This window comes from Paenibacillus lactis (assembly GCF_017873605.1).
GTDB lineage: Bacteria > Bacillota > Bacilli > Paenibacillales > Paenibacillaceae > Paenibacillus_AQ > Paenibacillus_AQ lactis.
Genome location: NZ_JAGGKI010000001.1, coordinates 544562 through 565336, shown reverse-complemented (window position 1 = coordinate 565336; position 20775 = coordinate 544562). Strand labels below are relative to the sequence as shown.

13 protein-coding genes are annotated in these 20775 nt (G+C 54.7%); 9 read left to right on the top strand and 4 right to left on the bottom strand.

The window, feature by feature from the left end:
- Window positions 1-60: 60 nt before the first annotated feature.
- Window positions 61-1002, top strand: a complete 942-nt coding sequence (locus tag J2Z18_RS02260) for a helix-turn-helix transcriptional regulator (RefSeq protein WP_210094128.1) — start codon at window positions 61-63, stop codon at window positions 1000-1002.
- 117 nt (window positions 1003-1119) lie between these two features.
- Here the strand turns inward: J2Z18_RS02260 and J2Z18_RS02255 are convergent, their stop codons facing one another.
- The 3 genes from J2Z18_RS02255 to J2Z18_RS02245 form a co-directional block, all read right to left on the bottom strand.
- Entirely contained in the window at window positions 1120-1983 is an 864-nt protein-coding gene (locus tag J2Z18_RS02255; RefSeq protein ID WP_007129107.1) for a carbohydrate ABC transporter permease, read from the bottom strand.
- Window positions 1977-2939, bottom strand: coding sequence for an ABC transporter permease (locus J2Z18_RS02250; protein ID WP_077568869.1), 963 nt, complete (start codon window positions 2937-2939; stop codon window positions 1977-1979). The genes J2Z18_RS02255 and J2Z18_RS02250 overlap by 7 nt, the downstream gene beginning before the upstream one ends.
- Before the next feature lie 81 nt (window positions 2940-3020).
- Window positions 3021-4631, bottom strand: a complete 1611-nt coding sequence (locus J2Z18_RS02245; RefSeq protein WP_210094127.1) for an extracellular solute-binding protein — start codon at window positions 4629-4631, stop codon at window positions 3021-3023.
- Between the two features lie 248 nt (window positions 4632-4879).
- Here J2Z18_RS02245 and J2Z18_RS02240 point away from each other — a divergent pair, with 248 nt between their 5' ends.
- From J2Z18_RS02240 to J2Z18_RS02230, 3 genes are all read left to right on the top strand, one after another.
- Window positions 4880-11176: a polysaccharide lyase family 8 super-sandwich domain-containing protein gene (locus J2Z18_RS02240; protein WP_210094126.1), complete on the top strand. Its 6297-nt coding sequence runs from the start codon at window positions 4880-4882 to the stop codon at window positions 11174-11176.
- 55 nt (window positions 11177-11231) lie between these two features.
- Window positions 11232-12230: a zinc-dependent alcohol dehydrogenase gene (locus J2Z18_RS02235; RefSeq protein WP_210094125.1), complete on the top strand. Its 999-nt coding sequence runs from the start codon at window positions 11232-11234 to the stop codon at window positions 12228-12230.
- Between the two features lie 161 nt (window positions 12231-12391).
- Entirely contained in the window at window positions 12392-13780 is a 1389-nt protein-coding gene (locus tag J2Z18_RS02230; protein ID WP_210094124.1) for an extracellular solute-binding protein, read from the top strand.
- Here J2Z18_RS02230 and J2Z18_RS02225 read toward each other — a convergent pair.
- Complete coding sequence (locus J2Z18_RS02225) at window positions 13753-15651, bottom strand: ligand-binding sensor domain-containing protein (RefSeq protein ID WP_210094123.1); 1899 nt, start codon at window positions 15649-15651, stop codon at window positions 13753-13755. The genes J2Z18_RS02230 and J2Z18_RS02225 overlap by 28 nt on opposite strands.
- 254 nt (window positions 15652-15905) lie before the next feature.
- On the opposite strand from J2Z18_RS02225, the gene J2Z18_RS02220 reads away from it, so the two are divergent.
- The 5 genes from J2Z18_RS02220 (at window position 15906) to J2Z18_RS02200 (ending at window position 20727) form a co-directional block, all read left to right on the top strand.
- Entirely contained in the window at window positions 15906-17012 is a 1107-nt protein-coding gene (locus J2Z18_RS02220; RefSeq protein WP_210094122.1) for a glycosyl hydrolase, read from the top strand.
- Window positions 17002-17877 (top strand): GGDEF domain-containing protein, encoded by an 876-nt coding sequence (locus tag J2Z18_RS02215; RefSeq protein ID WP_210094121.1) that lies wholly within the window; start codon window positions 17002-17004, stop codon window positions 17875-17877. The genes J2Z18_RS02220 and J2Z18_RS02215 overlap by 11 nt, the downstream gene beginning before the upstream one ends.
- Before the next feature lie 38 nt (window positions 17878-17915).
- Window positions 17916-18059 carry a hypothetical protein gene (locus J2Z18_RS02210; protein WP_210094120.1) on the top strand — a complete coding sequence of 48 codons (144 nt, stop codon included), beginning with the start codon at window positions 17916-17918 and terminating at the stop codon, window positions 18057-18059.
- Entirely contained in the window at window positions 18052-19353 is a 1302-nt protein-coding gene (locus J2Z18_RS02205; protein ID WP_210094119.1) for a glycosyltransferase family 2 protein, read from the top strand. Before J2Z18_RS02210 ends, J2Z18_RS02205 begins: the two co-directional genes overlap by 8 nt.
- A gap of 612 nt (window positions 19354-19965) precedes the next feature.
- Entirely contained in the window at window positions 19966-20727 is a 762-nt protein-coding gene (locus J2Z18_RS02200) for an AAC(3) family N-acetyltransferase (RefSeq protein ID WP_210094118.1), read from the top strand.
- Window positions 20728-20775 lie beyond the last annotated feature (48 nt).

The following is a 20775-nucleotide window of genomic DNA, read 5'->3' as shown; positions in this document are numbered from 1 at the left end:
AGACAAATCATGTCTTATTTAAATGCTATAATGAAAAAAACTTCGAAGAGAAGGTGACCCATGCAAAAGTCGCAGCGTCTCATTCAGCTGATTATGATGATCAATGCAAAAAAGTCATTTACCGTTCGAGAGCTTGCCGATGAATTTGGGTTGTCCACTCGAACGATTACCCGTGACTTGCAGGAGCTGTCCGAGCTCGGCATCCCGATCTATTCCATTCAAGGAAGAGGGGGAGGGTACAAGCTGCTTCAAGACAGGATGCTGCCGCCCATCAGCCTGTCGGAAAGCGAGGCCATCGCGATGTTCTTCGCGTGCCAGTCACTGGACTACTTCAGCTCCCTGCCATTTGGCGAAGGGGCCGAATCCGCACTGCAAAAGTTTTATCATTATCTGCCTGCCGATATCAAGGAGCAGATCGATCGGCTGGACGGGCGAATCATGTTATGGAGTCCGTACCGTTCCATGGCTCCGGGGATTCTTCAAACGCTGATGCAAGCCATCATGACCGGCGAAGTGGTCACCATGGAGTACAACTCCAGCAGCGGGATAGCCAAGCGGGATATTCAGCCCATCGGCCTTTACACGAGCTCCGGTTATTGGTATTGCCCGGCTTATTGTTTTGAGCGGGAGGATATCCGTCAGTTCAGGGCGGATCGGATCCTGTCGGCAGCGCTCAATCCATCGGTCCCTCCCCTGGACGAGATCCGGAAGATGACGCTGATGAATAAGCCGGAGAAAGGCCATCTGGATCAAACGGTGCTGCATATCGAGATCACCAGGAAGGGAGTATGGCTTCTGGAATCCAATCCCCGGTTTGCCCCGAGTATACAGCGCAACGAAGACGGAAGCGGAGCGGCAGCCATTCAGATTGCCACGGAGGATTTACGTTTCTATGTAGACTTGATCTGGAATCTCGGGAGCGAGGTCAAGATTAAGGGGCCGGTTGAAGCGATCACATACATTCAGGAAAAAGTCGAAGCGATGCGTTCCTTGTATAGCTAAGCATTATTTCAAGAGAATCCAGCAAGTCTGACGATTGTGGAGCATTCCCGAAAAGAAAATGCCCTTTCGCCGCCGGTGTACCCGGGGAAGCGAAAGGGCGTTTTTTTAACGCGGGCGTCATCCCTTCTCCGAACCAAGCATGACGCCTTTGGCGAAATACTTTTGGGCGAACGGATAGATCAGCAGTACGGGAATCATGGAGATGAAGATGGTGGCGTTCTTCACCGCGTCCGGCATTAGCGCCTTCGTGCCCTCCACTTGTGATTCCTCCGCGTACTGCAGAATCAGCATATCCCTGAGCACGACCTGCAAGGGGTATTTGTCCACGTCGTTCAGATAGATCATTGGGAGAAAATAGCTGTTCCAGTGTCCCATGAAATAGAACAGTCCGATCGACGCAAGCGCCGGCTTCGACAGCGGGATGATGATGCTCCATAAAATGCGAAACTCCGTCGCGCCGTCCAAAATGGCCGATTCCCGCAGCGATTCGGACATATTCTCATAGAAGCTTTTCAGAATAAGCAGCTCCATCGTCCAGATGGCGTTTGGAAGAACGATGGCCCAGATGCTGTTCAGAAGACCCAGCTTGTCGACGACCAGGTAGGTCGGGATCATGCCCCCGTTCAGGAACATCGTCAGGACGATGCCGATAACAAAGAACTTCCGCCAGAACAAACCGGGACGGGAGAGCGGGTATGCAGCTACAGCGGTCATCACGAGATTTATGAGCGTGCCGAGCGCCGTATACAAGATGGTGTTCAAATAGGCCGAAGGAATCCGGTCCTCCGAGAAGATATAGCGATACGCATCGAGATTAAAGCCTACCGGCCACAGAAACACTTTGCCTTGCGCAATCGCCGACGATTCACTGAACGAGATAGCGATAATATAAATGACCGGATACAGCGTGGCGACCGCTACAGCGGATAAGATGAGCGTGTTGAAGATCGTGAACAGACTCCATCTTTTTTCTCCTACCATAAGCTTTTGCCCCCCATTCTTCTGCTGATCAGATTTGCGGCAACGAGCATGATCAAAGCGATCAAGGCTTCAAAAATCCCCACGGCGGCTGCGAAGCTGTAGTCACGCTCGATCAGACCTTTTCGATAGACATACGTCGAGAATACGTCCGCCACCTCGTACGTCATCGGGTTATACAGAAGGAGCACTTTTTCGAAGCCGATTCGGAACATGGAGCCTGCCTTCAGGATAAATAGGACAAGGATGGTCGGCAATAGCGAAGGAAACGTAATATATCGCATCAGATGCCAGCGCTTCGCGCCGTCCACCTTGGCGGCTTCGTACAGGGACGGATTAATGCCGGCAATGGCAGCAAGATAGATGATCGCTTCATACCCCATCGAGGCCCAAATATCCGATGCGACATAGATCGTCCTAAACCATTCGGGCGCGATCATGAAATAGATTTTCTCGAGCCCGATCCATTGCAGGAATTGATTGAGCAGACCGCGTCCTGGCGACAGGAAGTCGATAACCATGCTGCAGATGATGACGATGGACAGGAACGCGGGCAGATAGCTGAACGTTTGCACCGACTTTTTAAAGCGCTTGTTGCGCACTTCGTTCAATAGGATGGCGAACAGGATCGGGAACGGAAATCCCCACAGTAAGCTGTACAGCCCGAGGAGCAGGGTGTTTTTGAACAAGAGCCAGAAGTCGTTGCTGCTGAAAAAGGTGCGGAAATGCTCGAGGCCAACCCATTCGCTGCCCAGAATGCCTTCAAACACGCTGTAGTCTTTGAACGCGATAATGAGCCCGTAAATAGGGCCGTAACGGAACAAAATGTAAAACACGATACAAGGGAGCAGCATCAGCAAAAACTGCCGGTCTCTCTTCATGTGCTGAAGCTGGGAGATCAACCAGGACGGTTTGGCTCTGGACGGCCCGGCTTCACCTGCGCTCATCTTCGGATTCATCGACATACCTCCTTGAACAAATAGGACCGTACGCCCAATGAAGGGAGGGGGTACGGTCTCTCGGTCATCTTCTAGCTCTCCTTACTCGGCATCATAACGCGCTTGCGCCGCATTATACGCACCGACGAACTCATCTTCGCCGAGTTTCTTTGCTTGCTGAAGCCACGCATCCCATTCCGCCTGACCGTGGGAAGCGGTTAAGACGTATTTCGCGCTGAATTCCTCGCCCGCCTTTTGCAGCGCTTGGGTGAGCTCCGCGATCGTGGAGGTCTCCTCGTCGGTAAATTTCAGGACCGGATCAAGCGCAAGCTTCTTATCCTTCATCATATCCTGCGCTTCCTGCTCTTTCTCGGTGAAGTTATAGTACACGCTGCGGGAATCGGTGCGGACATAGAAGCCTTGCGTCCACAAGCCGTATTTATCCTCAAGCGCTTTAATATCAACGAGCTCAAGGTCCTTCAGCTCCGGATAGACAGGTCTGCCGTTCTCGTCAAGCTCATAGTTGACGCCTTCCTGGCCCACCGTCATCAGCTCTGCGCCGGACGGGCTTGTCAAATAATCCAGGAGCTTCATAGAGACTTCGGTGTTTTTGTTTTTTGCCACCGCATGGCCGAACGTCGCGATTCTCGGCAGGCTGAGCGTTTTGCCGGATGGGCCGATCGGATTGCCGTACCGGAGATCATAGTCCGGAATGGCGTCTTTCGCTTGGGTCGCGAACATGTCGAGACGGCCGATCCAGTCATAGGTGACAAATGAATTGTTGCTGGTCATCTTGGCAGTCCAGTTGGCGGACGTATCGGTCATAAACTCCGGATCAAGCAGTCCCTCATTGTAAAGCTTCTTCATGAAATCCAGCATTTCTTTAAACTCCGGCTGGGTGAACGAGAACTCCCATTGCTTCGTTTCCTCGTCATAATTGTTCGGGTAACCGCTGAGCCCCCAGCTGTGTCCCCAATCCCGGAAGATGTTGGCCTGCGTCTTGGAAGAGTACGGGACGGAGTTCGGATACAATTCCTTCAGCTTCTTCAGCGCCTGATAAAATTCGTCCTGATTGGTCCAAAGCGGGATATTATGCTTCTCGAAAATGTCTTTGCGGTACAGGAAGCCGTGATTCACTTCGCGGTTGATGCCGTAAGTCGGCCATGTGTACAGATTTCCCTTCTCATCGGAGTAAGACTTCATGACCCAATTGTTCTCCGGATTGTCTACGTAAAGTGCCTTGAAGTTGGGCAGCTGGTCGAGGTAATCGTTGATGGCGGCGAAGGCGCCTTTGCCGCCGAGGTCGTTGAGCTCCGCGAGCGAAGGGCCGTGAATAATATCCGGTAAATCCCCGGAAGCCAGAATGAAATTCAGCTTTTCTTTGAACGTGGCGGTGGAGTAAAATTCGAGGTTGACCTTAACGCCGGTTCGCCTTTCTAGCTCTTGGACGGCCCACTTCTCGTTCAGCTTGGTAGAGTCGCTGACGACAAGCATCTTAATCGTGGTCGGTTTATCAACGAGAGGGAGGGCAAGACCTCCAGTATCGCCGTAATCGGCGGTCGCCGCTTGCCCGCCGCCGGAGCCAGCCGGCGCAGGCGATCCGTCGGAACCGGCGGCAGGCGGGTTATTCCCGCTGCCGTTCCCGCTGCATGCTGCAAGAAGCGAGATTAGAAGCGTCAAAACCAGTGCTGCAGAAAACATCTTTTTTGACATAAATGCTCCTCCTTTTTTAATCTGGCGGTCTTCATTGAAGCCCATTGCATGAGAGACGTCTTGCTTCTATATGTGGTAAGGCACTCTCAACAAAAAAAGGATGAAAACCAATTATGAATTAGATATAATGCAGTGCGGTAGTTAATTTAACTGTTGACAGCGTTTTCAAATGTTTATTAGAATGTAGTTGTCAATTAGATAATATGCATAACGTAATGGTCTGTCAAGAACTAATTGGGAGGTGCATGATGAAACGCGCGATTGCAATGATGCTCATGGTGGCGATGGTGTTCATGCTTGCAGAGCCTGCAGCTGCCGACTCGGGAGCTGGCGGGGATGAGTTCGACCGGTTAAGGGCGAAGTGGCGCAATTATCTTACCGGCGGGGATATGTATGAGCTTCCCGTTCAGGATCCCGCTGTCCAGGCCCGCATCGATTCGATCTCGGCAGGCGGGCAATCCGCTTGGGACAGCATGAACAAGGAGCCCGGCAGAACGTACTTGTGGGAAGATGCGGTAGAAGCCAATTTCCCCAGCTCGTCTTATATTTATGAGAATTATAAGCGGTTGTACCGCATGGCGCTGGCGTACAGCACGAAAGGTTCGGAGCTGTACGGTGACGCGGCATTGCTGAGCGATCTGATTGGAGGCTTGGACTGGGTATACGAGAATCAGTACAACGAGCGTCTGGACTGGAAGGTCAACTATCATCACTGGGAAATTAACGTACCGACCGTTCTAAGCAATATCACAACACTGCTGTACGAGCAGCTCGGACCCGAACGGGTGGGCCATTATATGGACGCTGTCCACCGGTTCGCCAATGACCCGACGACGTACGCGCTGTCCGTGGTTCCTTCTTATGGAGCGAATCGGCTGTCGGAATCCCTGCCCATCGCGCTTCGCGGCATACTGGTGAAGGACGGCAGCAGGCTGGCGCTCGTCCGGGACCGGCTGAGCGATTATGAAGCGCTGATCTTTCCCTATGTACAAGAAGGGAACGGCTGGTACAGAGACGGCTCCTTTATCTCCCATGACAGGCACGCGTATAACGGAACCTACGGATTGGAGCAGTACAGCATATTAATTACGTTAATGTACTTGCTGGACGGCTCGTCCTGGGAGCTGTCCGATCCAAGGGTGGAGAATGTATACCAATGGACGGACGACGGCTATCTTCCGCTCGCCTATAACGGGCGGCTGATGGATATGGTGAACGGGAGATCGACTGCAAGGCAAGGGGCGAGCGATCACGTCCAAGGCAACAAGCTGATCGATTCCCTGCTGATCCTGAGCGAGTTCGCGGAGCCGGAACGGGCGTCCGTGTACAAACAGGCGATCAAGGCATGGGTGCTGGGCAAGGACCAGCTTGATTACCGCAGCACCGCGTCGATCCCGATGCTGCTTCGCGTGAACAGGATTGTGCAGGACGCGACCATTCCCGCGGCGGTCCAGCCGGTCTACATGCAATATGCCGGCATGGACCGTGCCGTTCAGCAGCGGCCTGGCTATGCATTCGGCCTGAGCATGTTTTCGAACCGGATTTACGATTTTGAGACGGTGAACGGGGAGAACAAGAAGGGGTGGTATACGTCGTCCGGGATGACCTATCTCTACGATGATGATGATCTGCAGTATAACAACAATTATTGGGCGACGGTGAATATGAAGCGGCTTCCGGGCATCACCGTAGACGCGGAATACGACCGTCCGGAGATGGACAGTAACAAGCTGAGCACCAAAAGCTGGGTCGGCGGCGTGGAAATATCGGGCGAATTCGGAGCTTCGGGCATGGAGCTGGAAGGGTACCGGACGACGCTGAGCGCCAAAAAGTCTTGGTTTGCCTTTGATAACGAAATTGTGGCGCTCGGTTCCGATATAAACAGCACGGATGGTAGGACGATCGAGACCATGATCGAGAATCGCAAATTGAGCGGTGACGGAGGGCAGGCGCTCACCGTCAACGGACAACTTCAGCCAACGTCGCTAGGCTGGAGCGCAGCGATGGAGCATGTCCGGCATATTCATCTTGAGGGCCCGTCGGGCAGTGCCGGCACCGGGTACGTATTCCCGAATGAGGGAACGACGGTGCACGCACTCCGGGAGGAGCGAAGCGGCACTTGGGGTGAAGTGTCCAACCAGGCGACGGACCCGACCGTGTATAAGAACCGATTCCTGAACCTATGGTTCGATCACGGTAAAAGCCCGGCGGGCGGCTCGTATGCTTATACGCTGCTTCCGAACCGTACGGCCGGTGAAGTGGCCGATTATTCGGCGCAGCAGGACGTGACGATTCTGGAGCAGGACGATTACGTCCATGCGGTAAGGGAGAATCGATTGCAGCTGACAGCTGCTTTGTTCTGGGAAGACGTGAGACGCACGGTCGATCAGTTGATTACCGTGGATAAGAAGGCCGCGGTAGCCGTGCGGGAAACGGGGGACGAATTGGAGGTCGCCGTATCCGACCCGACGCAGGAGAACCGGGGAATCATTGAGGTGGAAATTCACCGGGCCGCCGCCGGTGTCGTAGCTTCCGATCCTTCCATTAAAGTGCTGAGCATGTCGCCGACAATCAAGCTGGCCGTTCAGACAGGAGGAACCCTGGGACGGACGCAGTCGATCACGTTCTCGAAGGCAGGCGTAGAAACGCCGCCAAGACTTGCGTTATCACCGGTTGCGGATGCGTCCGTTCACAATGGGGATGAAGCGGCAGAGCCGTTCGGATCGGCTTCGACCATGTCGGCTAAGGACGACGGGGACGTAAGGAACAACCGGAAGGCGTACATGAAGTTCGATCTGACTTCGGTGGATACGGTGAACAGGGCCGTATTGCGCGCGAAGACCTTTAATCCGGAAGGCAAGTCCGCGGTGCTGAACGTGCTTGGCGCCGGTGACGGCTGGAATGAACAGGATATGACATGGCTGAACGCTCCTGCTGAAGAGACCGGACCGCTGGATTGGGTATGGATTAACGGTATGGAGCAGTATTACGAGTGGGATGTAACCGAGTACGTTCGCGGTCAATTGGCGGGCGATCGAACAGCGACCCTTGTCGTAACGGGCGCGGATTATGAAGGGGTCAACTTGGCGCTTCACAGCAAGGAGCATTCCTACGGTACTCCGCAGCTTGTTATTGAGGGAAGCTTCGCATCCGGGGGTCCGGTTCCGCCCGAGGAGCCGGCTTACGGTGAAGCGGTGACGGCGGCGCTTGACGAGCCATTCGACGCGACTGCTCCGGGCGAGCGGCCTCCGGGGTGGGCGACCGAGCCGGAGGGCGGGTCGGCAATCGTCTGGGAGCAGCCGGGCGCAATGAATGACCGGGAGCTGCAGCTGGCAGGAGGCTCTGAAGGATTAACGGCCGGCGTTCAGTTTGAAGCGCAAGAGGGCTTGCTTTATGCGCAGTTCCGGATTCGAGCGGAGCAAGCCTCTGTGCCGCTGCACTTCGATTTGCTGCCTGCTGCCGGGGAATCGCAGGCGATACGCATTTCGATGAACGGCAAGGGACGGATGACAGCCAGCGACGGCTCCTCGGTTGCCAATCTGCAGGCTTACGCTGCGGATACCTGGTATAAGGTGAAGCTGGTCATCGACACGCAGGCCGGCAGCTACGACGTGTACATTGACGAGGCAAGGAAAGCCGCAAGACTTGGCATGCCGACGCAGACAGCGGTTGACGAGATCCGGTTTGTGGCCGGTACCGGAAGGCAGTTTCTCATCGATGATATAGCGGCAGGAATCGTGAACCGGATGGAGCCGGCACCCTCGCCGCAGGACAAACAGAACAGCGATGCTTCGGCTGCGGTGCTGCCGCCTTACACGGTGAGCGACCATTTTAATGCGGCGGATGCGGAATCGCTGGTTGGCTGGGCACTGAGCCCGACGGGGGGCACCATTGGGCTGTCCGATATGCCGAGCGAGGCCAACCGAAGCTTGACGATTCGCAATACAGGCGCGGGCTCGACCTCGGCCACCAGACTATTCGATGCTCCCGACGGCCGCGCGGCCATCGAGTTCTGGCTGAAGCCCGAGCAGAGCAATCAGACGTTCGGCGCGCCGTATATCCGCGATGCCGGCAATCGGGATATCGCGATTATCCTGTTTAATAACAGCGGCAATATTACGGCGTTCAACGGAGCAACATCGACGGTGGTAACCCCTTATCAGGCGGGAAAATGGTATCACATGCGGGTTGAGCTCGATCCGAGCGCCAAAACCTACGATTTATACGTTAACGGCCAATTGGCGGCAGACGACTTCGGATACCGCAATACAAGCAGCGGCCGCGTCAGCCGGCTCCTCTTCTTCAGCAACGCATCGGCCGGAGCCATGCATATCGATAACGTTCGAGTTATCTCGGAGGAAGACGAGTTTGAAGCTCCTCCGCCGGGAGTCAGTCCTTCCATCGTCCTGGTCGCACCGGAAGAGGCAGGACCGGGCGAGGCTGTGCAGGTGAAGCTCGATCTCCTGACGCTGGGATACCGGGTATTGCCGGAGCGGATTGTGCTGGGCTATGACGAGGATGTATTGGACTTCGAAGGACTGGCGGCAGGTGATCCGGCTGCGGCATACGATGTGTTCAACACCGGAACGGGCGAGCTAGTTATCACCTGGACCAACGGAGCGCATGCTGAGGCCAGCGAGAGTCTCCCGGCATTGAACTTCCGGGTGAAGGAAGCGCCAGGCTCTACGGAAACGACGCTAAGGCTGTTCTCATCCGAGCTTTATCTGCTGCCAAACGGCGTATCGATCCGGACTCAGCAGGATGAGGCAGGGCTAATCCTTACTTCAGATACGGCGTTCGATTATACGGTGAACGATAGCTTCAACATCATCGGAAGCGAAGCGCCTTCCGGCTGGCAGCTGAATCAGACCGGAGGGGAAGTATCGCTCGCGGATAATCCGAGCGTGGATAACCGCAGCTTGAGCCTCCGCAATACGAAGGCAGGCCAGACGGCAGCGATCCGGGCGTTCGATTCATTAGAAGGCGAGGTGACCGTGGAGTATTGGGTCAGACCGGAGCAGACCAATCAGACCTTCGGCGCGCCGTACATCAAGGATGCCGCAGGCCGCGACAACGCGGTCATCCTGTTTGTGAACAACGGTACGATTCATGCCTACGACGGTGCGTCGGCTCGGACGCTGATGCCGTATGAAGCGGGACAGTGGTATCACATGAGAACGGTGGCCGATACGGAGTCGAAAACCTACGACCTGTATATCAATGGTACGCTCGCTGCAGACGGCTTCGCCTTCCGTAATCCAGACAGCATGGGCATCGATAAGCTGCAGTTTTTCAGCAACGCCTTAACGGGAACGCTGCTTCTCGATAATGTCCGGGTCATTTCGGAGGAGGACCGTGCAAACCATCCCAGCCCTGAGAATATGCCGGGCCTGACGCTCGCCGCCCCGGAAGAGGTAAGAAGCGGGGAGCAGTTCCAGGCGACGCTTGAACCCAAAGCCGGCAGCTCCGGATTAGACGTGCGGGCGGAACGGGCTGTGCTTGTTTATGACGAGACGCTGTTTGACTATGAAGGATCAGCCGAGGAGGGGCCGGGTCAGGCCTATACCGTACAAGAAGGAATGCCCGGCCGGCTGATCCTCACTTGGAACCGCAGCGGCGGAGCGGACGGGAGCGCCGGAGCGGCTGTCTTGAATTTCCGCATGAAGGAGGCTGCGGAAGAGGCTGCGGGCTCGCTGCGTCTGTATGCAGGGGAGGTGCTATTACTGCCGGGCGGGATACCCGTTCAGGCGCCGGAGGCTGAAGTCGTTGTGCGGGCAATTACCGACTCGAAGGCTCCGGTTACGGTGATGACCATGCTTCCTGAAGCCCCTGACGGAGCGAACGGCTGGTATGTGTCTCCTGTAAGCATCAAGCTGAGTGCCACCGACGATGGGTCAGGCGTCAGCCGGATCGAATACAGCCTGAACGGCGGCGCGGAGTGGCTGACCGCAGGGACGGACAGCGCCGAATTGGAATTCGCGTCGGACGGGGAGTACCGTCTGCTCTACCGCGCGGTGGACCTGGCCGGACATACGGAAGCGAAGCGCGAAGCGGCATTCCGGATTGATCGAACCCCGCCGAGCGTTCAGACCAACGTGGTGACCGGAGCGGTTTACGCGAATGACGAAGTGCTTAAGCTGCAGGTGATCACGCATGATGAGGGGTCCGGCCCGGACAGCTCGCGCACCGCCTTGCTGCTTGACGGCCAGCCGATCGCTCCGAATGAAAGCGTTCCGCTGTATCTGCTTGAGCCCGGTCCTCATACGCTTGTGGTCAGCGGAAGCGATATGGCGGGCAATTCGAGTCAAGTCGAGGTGGTTTTTCATACGGAGACGAGCGCGGCGGTGCTCAGCCGCCTGGTCGACCTGTTTGAAGCATCGGGCGCGATTGATAACGGCGGGATTGCGAACAGCCTTCGCCGGAAGCTGGGAAGCGGGGAGCTGCAGGCGTTCCTGCATCAAGTCGAGGCCCAGAGAGGCAAGCATATTGCGGAGGCGGAAGCCGATATTTTAATCCGGGACGCCTTGTCCTTGCTCGACTCCTGAATGGTGGATAGAAAGCTGGCTAATCAAACGATAAAAAATGGAGGAAACCAGACTGATGAAAAGCGTCGTAACCCATGAACAACAGGTAAAAATTATCGAGAGCGAGAAGCCTCTCATGAAGCCGAATCACGTTCTTATGAAAACCAGCTATTCGATGGTAAGCCCGGGCACGGAATTATCGATCATTCATCGAAGCGGAGGGACGCCGAGCAAGCTTGGATACAGCGCAGCCGGTATCGCGGTGGAGGTCGCAGGCGAGGTGACGGATATTCGCGTCGGCCAGCAGGTGGCTTGCTACGGCGCACCGTACGTGAACCATTCCGAATATTTGCTGGTGCCTAAGCATTTGATCGCCCCCGTTCCAGACCATGTCAGCCTGAAGGAAGCCTCGGCCGCCGGCTTAGGCGCCATTGCCATACACGGTTTGCGCCAGTCGGGGCTCGTATTCGGCGAATGCGCCGTTGTCATCGGGCTCGGCGTCATCGGCCAGCTGGTCGCCCGAATCGCTCATGCCGCCGCCATAAAGGTCATTGCCATTGACCTATACGAGGAGCGGCGAAAGACGCTTCAGGAGGTCGCAGGCATTACGGTGTGCGCAACCTTCGAGGAGGTAGAGGAGGCTATCGGCAGCGTAACGGGCCATATCGGTGCCGACGCCGTCCTTCACTGCGCCTCCGGCGCCCAGAAAGAGCTGCTGGACCGCAGCTTTGATTGGATTCGCGATCGCGGTAAAATCGTCATCGTCGGGGATATGGTGATGGAATTCAGCCGCGGACAAATGTTCAAGAAGGAAGCGGATGTCGTCATCTCCCGGGCCGGCGGGCCGGGGCGGTACGACCCGGAATACGAAAGGGAAGGGCGCGATTACCCGATCGGATTCGTCAGATGGACGGAAGGCCGGAATATGAAGGAGTATATCCGCCTCCTGTCGGAAGGGCGAATATCCGCGGGATCGCTCATTACGACACAAGTGCCGTTATCCCATGCCGCGGATATTTATCGGGATTATACGTCCAGACCGGACCAAATCCTTGGAGCGGTTATCTCGTACTGATTGTTACGCTAGTGCAGCGAAGGCGCCCGGTCGTGGGCGCCTTTTTACGATTGCGCCTTCATATGCCGCGGCGGCCGCGTGCGCTTTGCCATATGCGCGCTTGCAAGCGGGCTCCAGTTTGTGTATGATGCTGATGAAAATAGGGATCGGAGGTCGGGCGAATGTCTGACAAGCAAAGCAGAAAAACGTTCAGGACGCGGATGGAAGAGATGATCCGGACGCTGAGGGAACAGATTATGGCCGGCCATTACGCGGTTGGGGAGTACCTCCCTTCGGAACTGGATTTAAGCCGGAAGTTCCAGCTCAGCAACAATTCCGTCCGCAAAGGCTTGGACACATTGGTGGAAGAAGGATTGGTAGAGAAAATTCCGAGAGTCGGCAACCGCATCAAAGCGCCTTCGAGCGAGGATCAAATCGTCATCCGCCTGGGCTATTATCCGATCATCGATTCTCAAGGGGAGCTTCCTTATTTATTGAATGAGTTTCAGAAGCGGCATCCGCATATTCGGGTAGAGCCGATTCAAATCAGCGACGCCCGGGGGTATGTTCGGGATTTGCTGACCCACGACATGATCGACATGGCCATGATGAACACGTATCTGTACCAAGATCTTCTGGAGGAACAGGCGGTAGAATTGCTGGAGCCGCAAGAACCGTTTGAAGAGATATACCCTTTTCTGAAAAAAGCCTTTCAATATAAGGACGAGCTTTATGCGCAGCCGTTCATCTTTTCTCCGGTCATTCTTTGTTATAACCGGGAGCACTTTGCTTCGCTTCAGCTTCCGGAGCCGGACAGCAGCTGGACATGGGACGACTTGATCGCAAACGCTTCCAAGCTGGCGATTCACAACGAGCGGTTCGGCTTTTATTACCACCTGCTCAGTCCGAACCGGTGGATCGTGTTTCTGCTCCAGAGCGGGGAAGTGTTCCGAAGGGATGAAGACGGGCGATACCGCGTTCATGAAACGAGGCTGCTGGACGGCATTGAGAAGGTTCGGGACATCTTGTATCAGCCCGGCGTATACCCGCTCCTGTTGTCCGCAAGCAGCGGAGAGGCGGAGCGGCTGTTCAAGGAGCAGCAGGTATCCATCATCATGACGACGTACTTTTCCATTAACAATCTGAGGGAAGCGGATTTCGAATTCGACGTCGCTCCGCTTCCCCATTTAAACAGCTTTAATACGTTAAATCTTACGATCGGCCTTGCGATCCACAAACGGTCCAAAGTGAAATCGGCAGCCAAACAGCTGGTCGATTTCCTCGTGTCGGATGAAGCCCAGCGGGTTATACGGAAGGAAACGTTCAGCATTCCGGCCCATAAGCAGGCGGCGCAGTGGACCGGGCAAACGGTATATCCGACCCGCTATCAGATGTACAAGGAGATTATTCCGAGCTTCAGTACGTTTACCGACACGGGACTGACGCTGAAGCAGCTGGAGGACATGCTGTCGGAGTGTAAGCTCTATTGGTCGGGACTTCGGACCAAAGAGAGGCTCGCCGCCGGCATCGAAGCGATATTGAATCAGGATGGGACCGGGCGATATTCATAAAGCCCGGTTCCTTTTACCGTATAGATGGTGCCCCCGTTCCCCGAATCCCGCGCAAACAGCGTCCCGCCTTCCGCCAGCACCTGAAGCTCACCGGTGCGAGTATCGAATTGGAACAGCTTCTCAAGACAGTTGCCGTAGAGCATATTGGTGCTCTCTTCATATTGAAGATAGACGCCTCTCCAGAACAGATCGAGCCCTTCCCAGTTGAGAGGCGGGAACAGGTCGATGATACGCTCGATTCGGCGCTCGGCCAGATTAAAGGCAAACAAACTGCCTGTGGTCATTCCCCATATGATTCCGTTCTCGCCGGGAGCGAGGGCGGCAACCGCCTTTTCCCCCTGGACCGGAACGGCTTCCCATACCGTCTTCTTGGCGGAACTATCCCATACGAATAACGTTCCGTCTTTCCCGCTAGGCGGGCAACCTAAGCCGCCGAATGCGGAAGTGCCTCCGATAACGAAACCGTCCGAATAGCAGAGCGCGATGACGCTGTGCTCAGGCACCGGTTCGGCAAAGCATTCATACTGGTCCGAATCCGGATCGTAGAACGCGATGGCGCCGCCTAATTTGCCGTAAGCGGGGATCGTGCCGATGACGAGCCGGTCCCCGGCCGCGGCGAATGTAAACGGCCGATCTTGACTGTGCCGCTTGAGGGAGAAGAGCAGCCGCGGATTAACGCCGTGCTCCCAGGGCTGATCGGGATCGTATTGATAAATTCTGGCTCCCGGATACACGCCAAGATACAACCTGTCCTTGAACCAGAACAGGTTCTCGGATTGGCCGAAACGCTCGCAGGGACTGAATGCGCCGGCCACCGGATCGTACGAGGAGAATCCGCCCGCGAAATAACCGCCGAGATACAGCCTGCCGTCGCCGCCGAGCGCGATGGATTGTATGCCGACCGGGGAGCCGTCAAGCTCGACCTCGACATGTTTGGCGCGATGCGTGGCCGGATTATAGATGAAATATCCTCCGGAGTATATGCTGATCAGGCTTTGTCCAGGGAAGCCCGGCTCCGGCCAAGCGATCCATCCGAAATCGTAAGCGCCCTCGTCATGGGCAAGCGGGCATGGGGTCAGCTCGAGCGTATCCAGATGGAGGGTGTGCAGCTTCTGGTCCCGGAACAAATAGACGCGCCGGTCTTCGCCCGGCGGCGAAACGTCAAGCCCCATCGCTTGATCGATGCGGTGGATCCAGCAACGCTCCGTCAGATCGTATACGAGCAGATCCGCCGATTCCGTAAACCGCGCAAACAGCTTGTCTTCGTGAACATCAAGGTCGTATACGAACGTGCTTGCTTCCTGTCCTTCCGGCATCGGCAGCTTGATAGTCTCTCCGGTTGCCGTGTCGAGCTCTATAATCGCGGCTTCCATGGCGCCGGTGCCGATATATAATTTTCCGTTCGGGCCGATATCCATGCTGCGGGCGTATTGATTGCCCGGCACCAGCGTGCCGTAATCGCGGAACGTGCGGTCAGCCGGACGGTATTGGAACACTTTGCCGCCGGGGTAGGTACCGCCGTATACATTTCCGTTCTCGTCCGCCGCCATTCTCCAGAAATAGATTTCCCCATCGATTGCTTGCCCCAAATGGTCAAGGGTGTCCGACCGGGGTTCGTACCGGTACAGAAAACCGTCGCCGCCTACATATACCGACCCGTCGCTTGTGACGCATATGCCCCAGGAGTGATTGGAGCCGGTAAGCGGCAAGCTGGTCACCATTTGCCCGGTCAGTGCGTCGATCGCAACGAATCTGCACGGCTTGCCTTGGGCCACCGTATAAATGCGGTATCCGCCGTCCTCCATCGGCTGGTAAGCCGCGCTGCATATTTTGAACGTCGACAACGGCTCCCCCAGTTTCAACAACCCCATCCTTGTCACTCTCCCCGCTTCGTTATACCGATAAGTTTAGGGGAGGGAGTTGGTAATGTAAACCCTTCCAAACAAGCTTTAATTTTAAAATTCCCCCTTACTAAGCCAACCTCCAGACCTGTGAATCCTCCTGAACAATCCCATGTACAGTTTTTCTTCAGAATGAAGTGATACAATCCTTGAGTGGCAAATCCCGGTGCGGATTTAGGGTTGAATCAAGGCGCGGCTCCGCAGCGAATGGAGGTTTAAGCAGTTTGGAATGGCGATATGGACGTAAAGTCCTGTGGACAGGACTTGGCTTATTATTAGGCGCGGTTGTAGGAATCGGGGGATTCTTTACGCAAGCCAAAGGGGACAATCCAACGAAACGTTTTATCACGATTAATATGATCAACGCTAACGGCACACTGGCTACCTATTTACAGAAGGCGGAATCGGTCAGTCCTGAGCTGGCAGCAGGACGAGAGGCGCTCTCCGAATCCCTTGGGTTTTGGATGCAGGCAGCGATTGAAAGTCGGGATCTTGCCGAGTTTGAGAAGAGTTATGACCTGTTAACCCGCTATTTTATCGCGGATCGCGATTATATTGTGTGGAAGCTAAGTCCCGAGGGGGAGGCGAAGGTGACCACGAATGCGCTTGGCGACGATCTGCGGATTATCGGGGCGCTGCTGGATGGTGCCAAGGTATGGAAGAAGGGCCACCCGGAATGGAAGGAGACGGCCAGGGAGCTTACGGAAGCCTTGCTTAACAGGTCCCAAAACAACGGGTATCTGGTGGATTTCTACGATTTCTCCAGGCAGGAAATGCCCGATACGCTGAGTCTGGCCTATGTGGATCTTCCGGCACTCAAAGGGCTCCAGAACGAAGGCATCCTGGATCAGGAAAGCTATATTCGATATCATGCCCTGCTTCGAAACATGCCGAATGACGGTGTGTTCTATCCCAAGTCCTTTCATGTCGTGACTCGGGAGTATATCTATGAAGACAAGGTGAATTTAATCGATCAGCTGCTGATCGCGATGTATGCCGGGGAGACGGGAAGGGACCAAGCGGCGCTTCACCAATTCCTGAAGGAGGAGTTCGGGCAGGCGGGGAAATTGGCAGGACAGTATACACGCGCCGACCGAAAGGCCGCGGTGGATTACGAGTCTCCGTCGGTGTATGGCCTCGCGATCAAGTTTGCGCTCCAAATGGGAGACAGGCCTTTGGCAGAACAGCTGTACGAGCGTCTGCAGACCTTCAAGGGGCGGGATCCCCAATATCCCGGAGGATATGTGTTCGGGAAAAATACGCATATTTTTGATAACTTGCTTCCTTTACTAGGGGAATACGCAATTCAACGAGGTGGACATGGAAAATAAAAGATTCATCCAGCGCATGGTCTGGGGATACGTACTGCTGATCGGATTAGCAATCGTGCAGGAATTGCTGATCTATTTGAATGTGTTTAGGGACCAATCCCTTACTTTACCTGAGCTGGGATTCGCCATTGGATGCCTTGCGGCTCTGCTGCTGGGCTTTTTGGCCCCGCCGGGGGTCTCGGCCGTCGGTATTTTTGTTTATATCGTCGCTTATTTTGTATGGCTTACAACGCATGCCGAGGTTGATGTGCTGTCCAACTCCTGGCTGTGGCTGCTGCCGGCTAACGTGGCCGTAGCCACGTTCATCAAATCCGGGCTGATTCGCAACAAGCGGCTGATGGAGCGGCTCGAGGAGCTGCAGCGAAGGAATCCGGAAGTGGATTTAGCAACCTCGCTAGGTAATAAGGAAGCCTTTAAAGAAACGCTGATCAAGCAGTCCAATCTGGCCAATCGTTATTCGGATACCTATAACTTCTGCCTGGCCATGTTTAAAATCGAATTTCTGCCGATGGTGCGGGAATCCCTGGGTTCACAGGGCTATGTCCAGCTGCTTGCTTCCTTGTCGGAAGGAATACGGAATCATATTCGTTATGAGGATTACAAGTTCGCGCTTGATGAGGGAAGGTTTATCGTGCTGCTACCGATGACCAACCAGGAGTATTTAAAGGCATTGACGGACCGGATCAAGCACGCGCTGATGGACATGCCGTTTCAAGACCGGAAAGGCGGGGAGCTGAAGCTGGTGATCCGTGCAGGGGCGCTGGTGTTTGCCAAGGAGCAGTTCCGTAAATACGAAGATGCGGATGCCGTCATTGCTGCGCTCGAGCGCAATACGGAGACGGATTTGATCGGAGAATATATATAACCTTTGTTGTGTAGTTAGCGGTAGGAGGAGAAAAAGAGATGTCTTATACGGAATGGTTTGTCCCGCTTTGCAAAATCGTCAGCCTGTTTTTTGCCGTTGCGGTGCTGGGGCTGTTCATCGCAACGCTGACCCTTCGGGTTCGCGTACATCGAAAATACGACCGGAGGAAGATCAGTGGCTGACCTATTATTGATGTTCTGCATTATCAGCATTTGGGCTGCCGTGTTAGAGTCGATCCTCATTATGGGGGGAGCGATCCGGTTCATATTCCGGCAGAGCCGCAGGGAATGGACCATTCCCGATGTGGAAGAGATGGGGCATTTCCCCAAGGTAACCGTTATGGTTCCGGCGCACAATGAAGAACTGGTGATCGCGGCAACGGCGGAGAATATTTTACGGCTGAATTATCCGAAGGATAAGGTGCAGCTTATTGTCATTGCCGATAACTGCAGTGATGATACGGCCGGGAAGTTGAGGGCGTTGAAAGCCAAGGAAGCGTATCGCGACCGGGATTTCATGATTTTTGAACGTACGGGAACGGGCGGCAAGTCCGGAGCGCTTAATGATGCGCTGGAGTATGCCAAGCATGAATGGATTTGTATTTTCGACGCGGATGCGGCGCCGGAGCGGAACGCATTGTACTTTCTGATCGAGAAAGCAATAGAAGACCCGGAAACCTACGGAGCGGTATTTGGACGGAATAAGGCCCGGAACCGCGGGCAGAATTTCCTCTCCAAATGCATTAATCTCGAGCTGGTTACCGCGCAGCGCATCTATCATACCGGGCTGTGGGAGCTGTTCAAGCTGGGGACGATCCCGGGGACGAATTTTATTGTGAAAACAGAGCTGATGCGCGAGATCGGCGGCTGGGATACGGAGGCCATCACGGAGGATACGGCCATCTCGTTCGAGATTATGACAAGGGGACAACTGATCGCCCTGGCTCCGCAGGCGGAAGCTTATCAGCAGGAACCGGAGCAGCTCAGCGTATACCTGAAGCAGCGGGAACGATGGGCCAAAGGGAATTTCTCCGTCGTGGTTGATAACATCCATCATTTGTTCAATCGGTCGAGCTGGCGGATCAAGCTGCAAGTGCTGTACTACGCGGCGAGTTATTTCTGGTTTTTGTTATCCATTATCGTCTCGGATATCATCATCCTCGTCAACGTGGCCTATTGGGTCGTTGCGCTGTTCAATCCGGATGTAGTATCGCCGTTCCAATTCGCCGATGATGTATACGTCTATCTGATGGTGGTCTGGGGATTGATGTATTACTTGTTTGTGCTGCAGATCAATTTGGCGCTGGCAACCGATGTCGGACAGAGCACGATCCAAAACTTTATTCTGTCCTGCATATCGTATTTCACGTATGCCCAGCTATTCCTGCTCATTTCCTTGCGCGCGCTCTACTCGTTCGTCGTTGACAAGGTGACGGGGAGAAAAGCAAAGTGGTACAAAACGCAGCGGTTTGGATAAAGGACTCTTTTGACGGATCCGCTTCCCATTCGGCCGTTGGCCGCGAACCGCGAAGGAGTTAGCGCAGGCAAGTCGATGGGACATAGCTCTAAGCCATGCAAAAAAGAGCCTTCCGGGTTGGACAGGCTCTTATAAAATTCCCTATGAATGCTTCCGGCGAGCCGGGGGAGCAGGATAGAAATTCAAAGAGCGATCGGACTGAAATTTCAGTGTGGCTAACGGCTCCACTTCCCTGCCTGCAAATTTCTGTTTCTTTTACGTGAATCAAGAATCTGCGTGAGTTTACGACGTCCCTGCTTACGCTCTTGCAGTACCCGCTTGACTCCCTGGATCAATAGCTTGTATCTCATTTCGTCGTCATGGCTGAATTTGCGCATCTCTTCGAAGTAATTTTTGTTCACTTACAAGCTCACTGCCCTTTTCTGTTTTTATTTTAAGCGTAACATGGGTCTCTGAAGAATTTCTAAATATGACCTGTGTAACAACAACGCTAAGAAGGACAGGTGGCTGGTCCCAAATAAGGATGTTATATTCCTGTTATAGGAATCGTTCAGCTAAGAGATCGAAACGTCAATAGGTTATGATTCATAAGCATACGGGAGGAGAAGGAATATGCACACGAAAGAAAGCTTAATGGAGCAATTGGAGCAGCTGGGCATAGACAGCCAGGGGACGCTGCTGGTTCATTCATCGATGAAAAGCATGGGGCCGGTCGAGGGCGGCGCGGATACGGTGTTGGATGCGTTGTCGGAATATATGAAGGATGGGCTGCTGGTATTGCCCACCCATACTTGGTCTTACATCAATGCGGATAATCCGAGGTTTTACGTGGACCGTTCGCCTTCCTGCGTCGGGATACTGCCCGAGCTGTTTCGCAAGCGGCCCGGCGTGGTGCGTTCGCTGCATCCCACGCATTCGGTGGCGGCATTGGGCCGGGAATCCGAAGCGTTCACAAGCGACGACCATCGCTTTGATACGCCATGCGCCAGAGGCTCCGCCTGGGGGAAGCTGCTCGACCGAAAGGCGACCATTTTGTTAGTCGGGGTTGATTTAAGGCGCAACACCTTTATTCATGGCGTTGAGGAATGGGCGGACATCCCGGGGAGGTTAACGGATGACCATGAGCAGCTGTACACGGTATTGCCGGATGGAACGGAAATTTCTGTGCCTTCCCGCAGACATTGCGGGCTGTCGTGGTCGGAGCATTTCTGGAAGGTCGACGAGGTCCTAGAACGTGAAGGCGCGATGCACAAGGGGCAGCTTGGCGATGCCGTTGTAAGGGTGTGTGATGCTGCTGCGGTGGCGGAGATCATCACGGCGATGCTGAAGGACAATCCGGATTTGTTCTCGGATAACCATCCCTTGGATCATTGACGCGTCTGCATTAGAGATTGGATTAGGAGAGGGATATTTGTTGGCAAA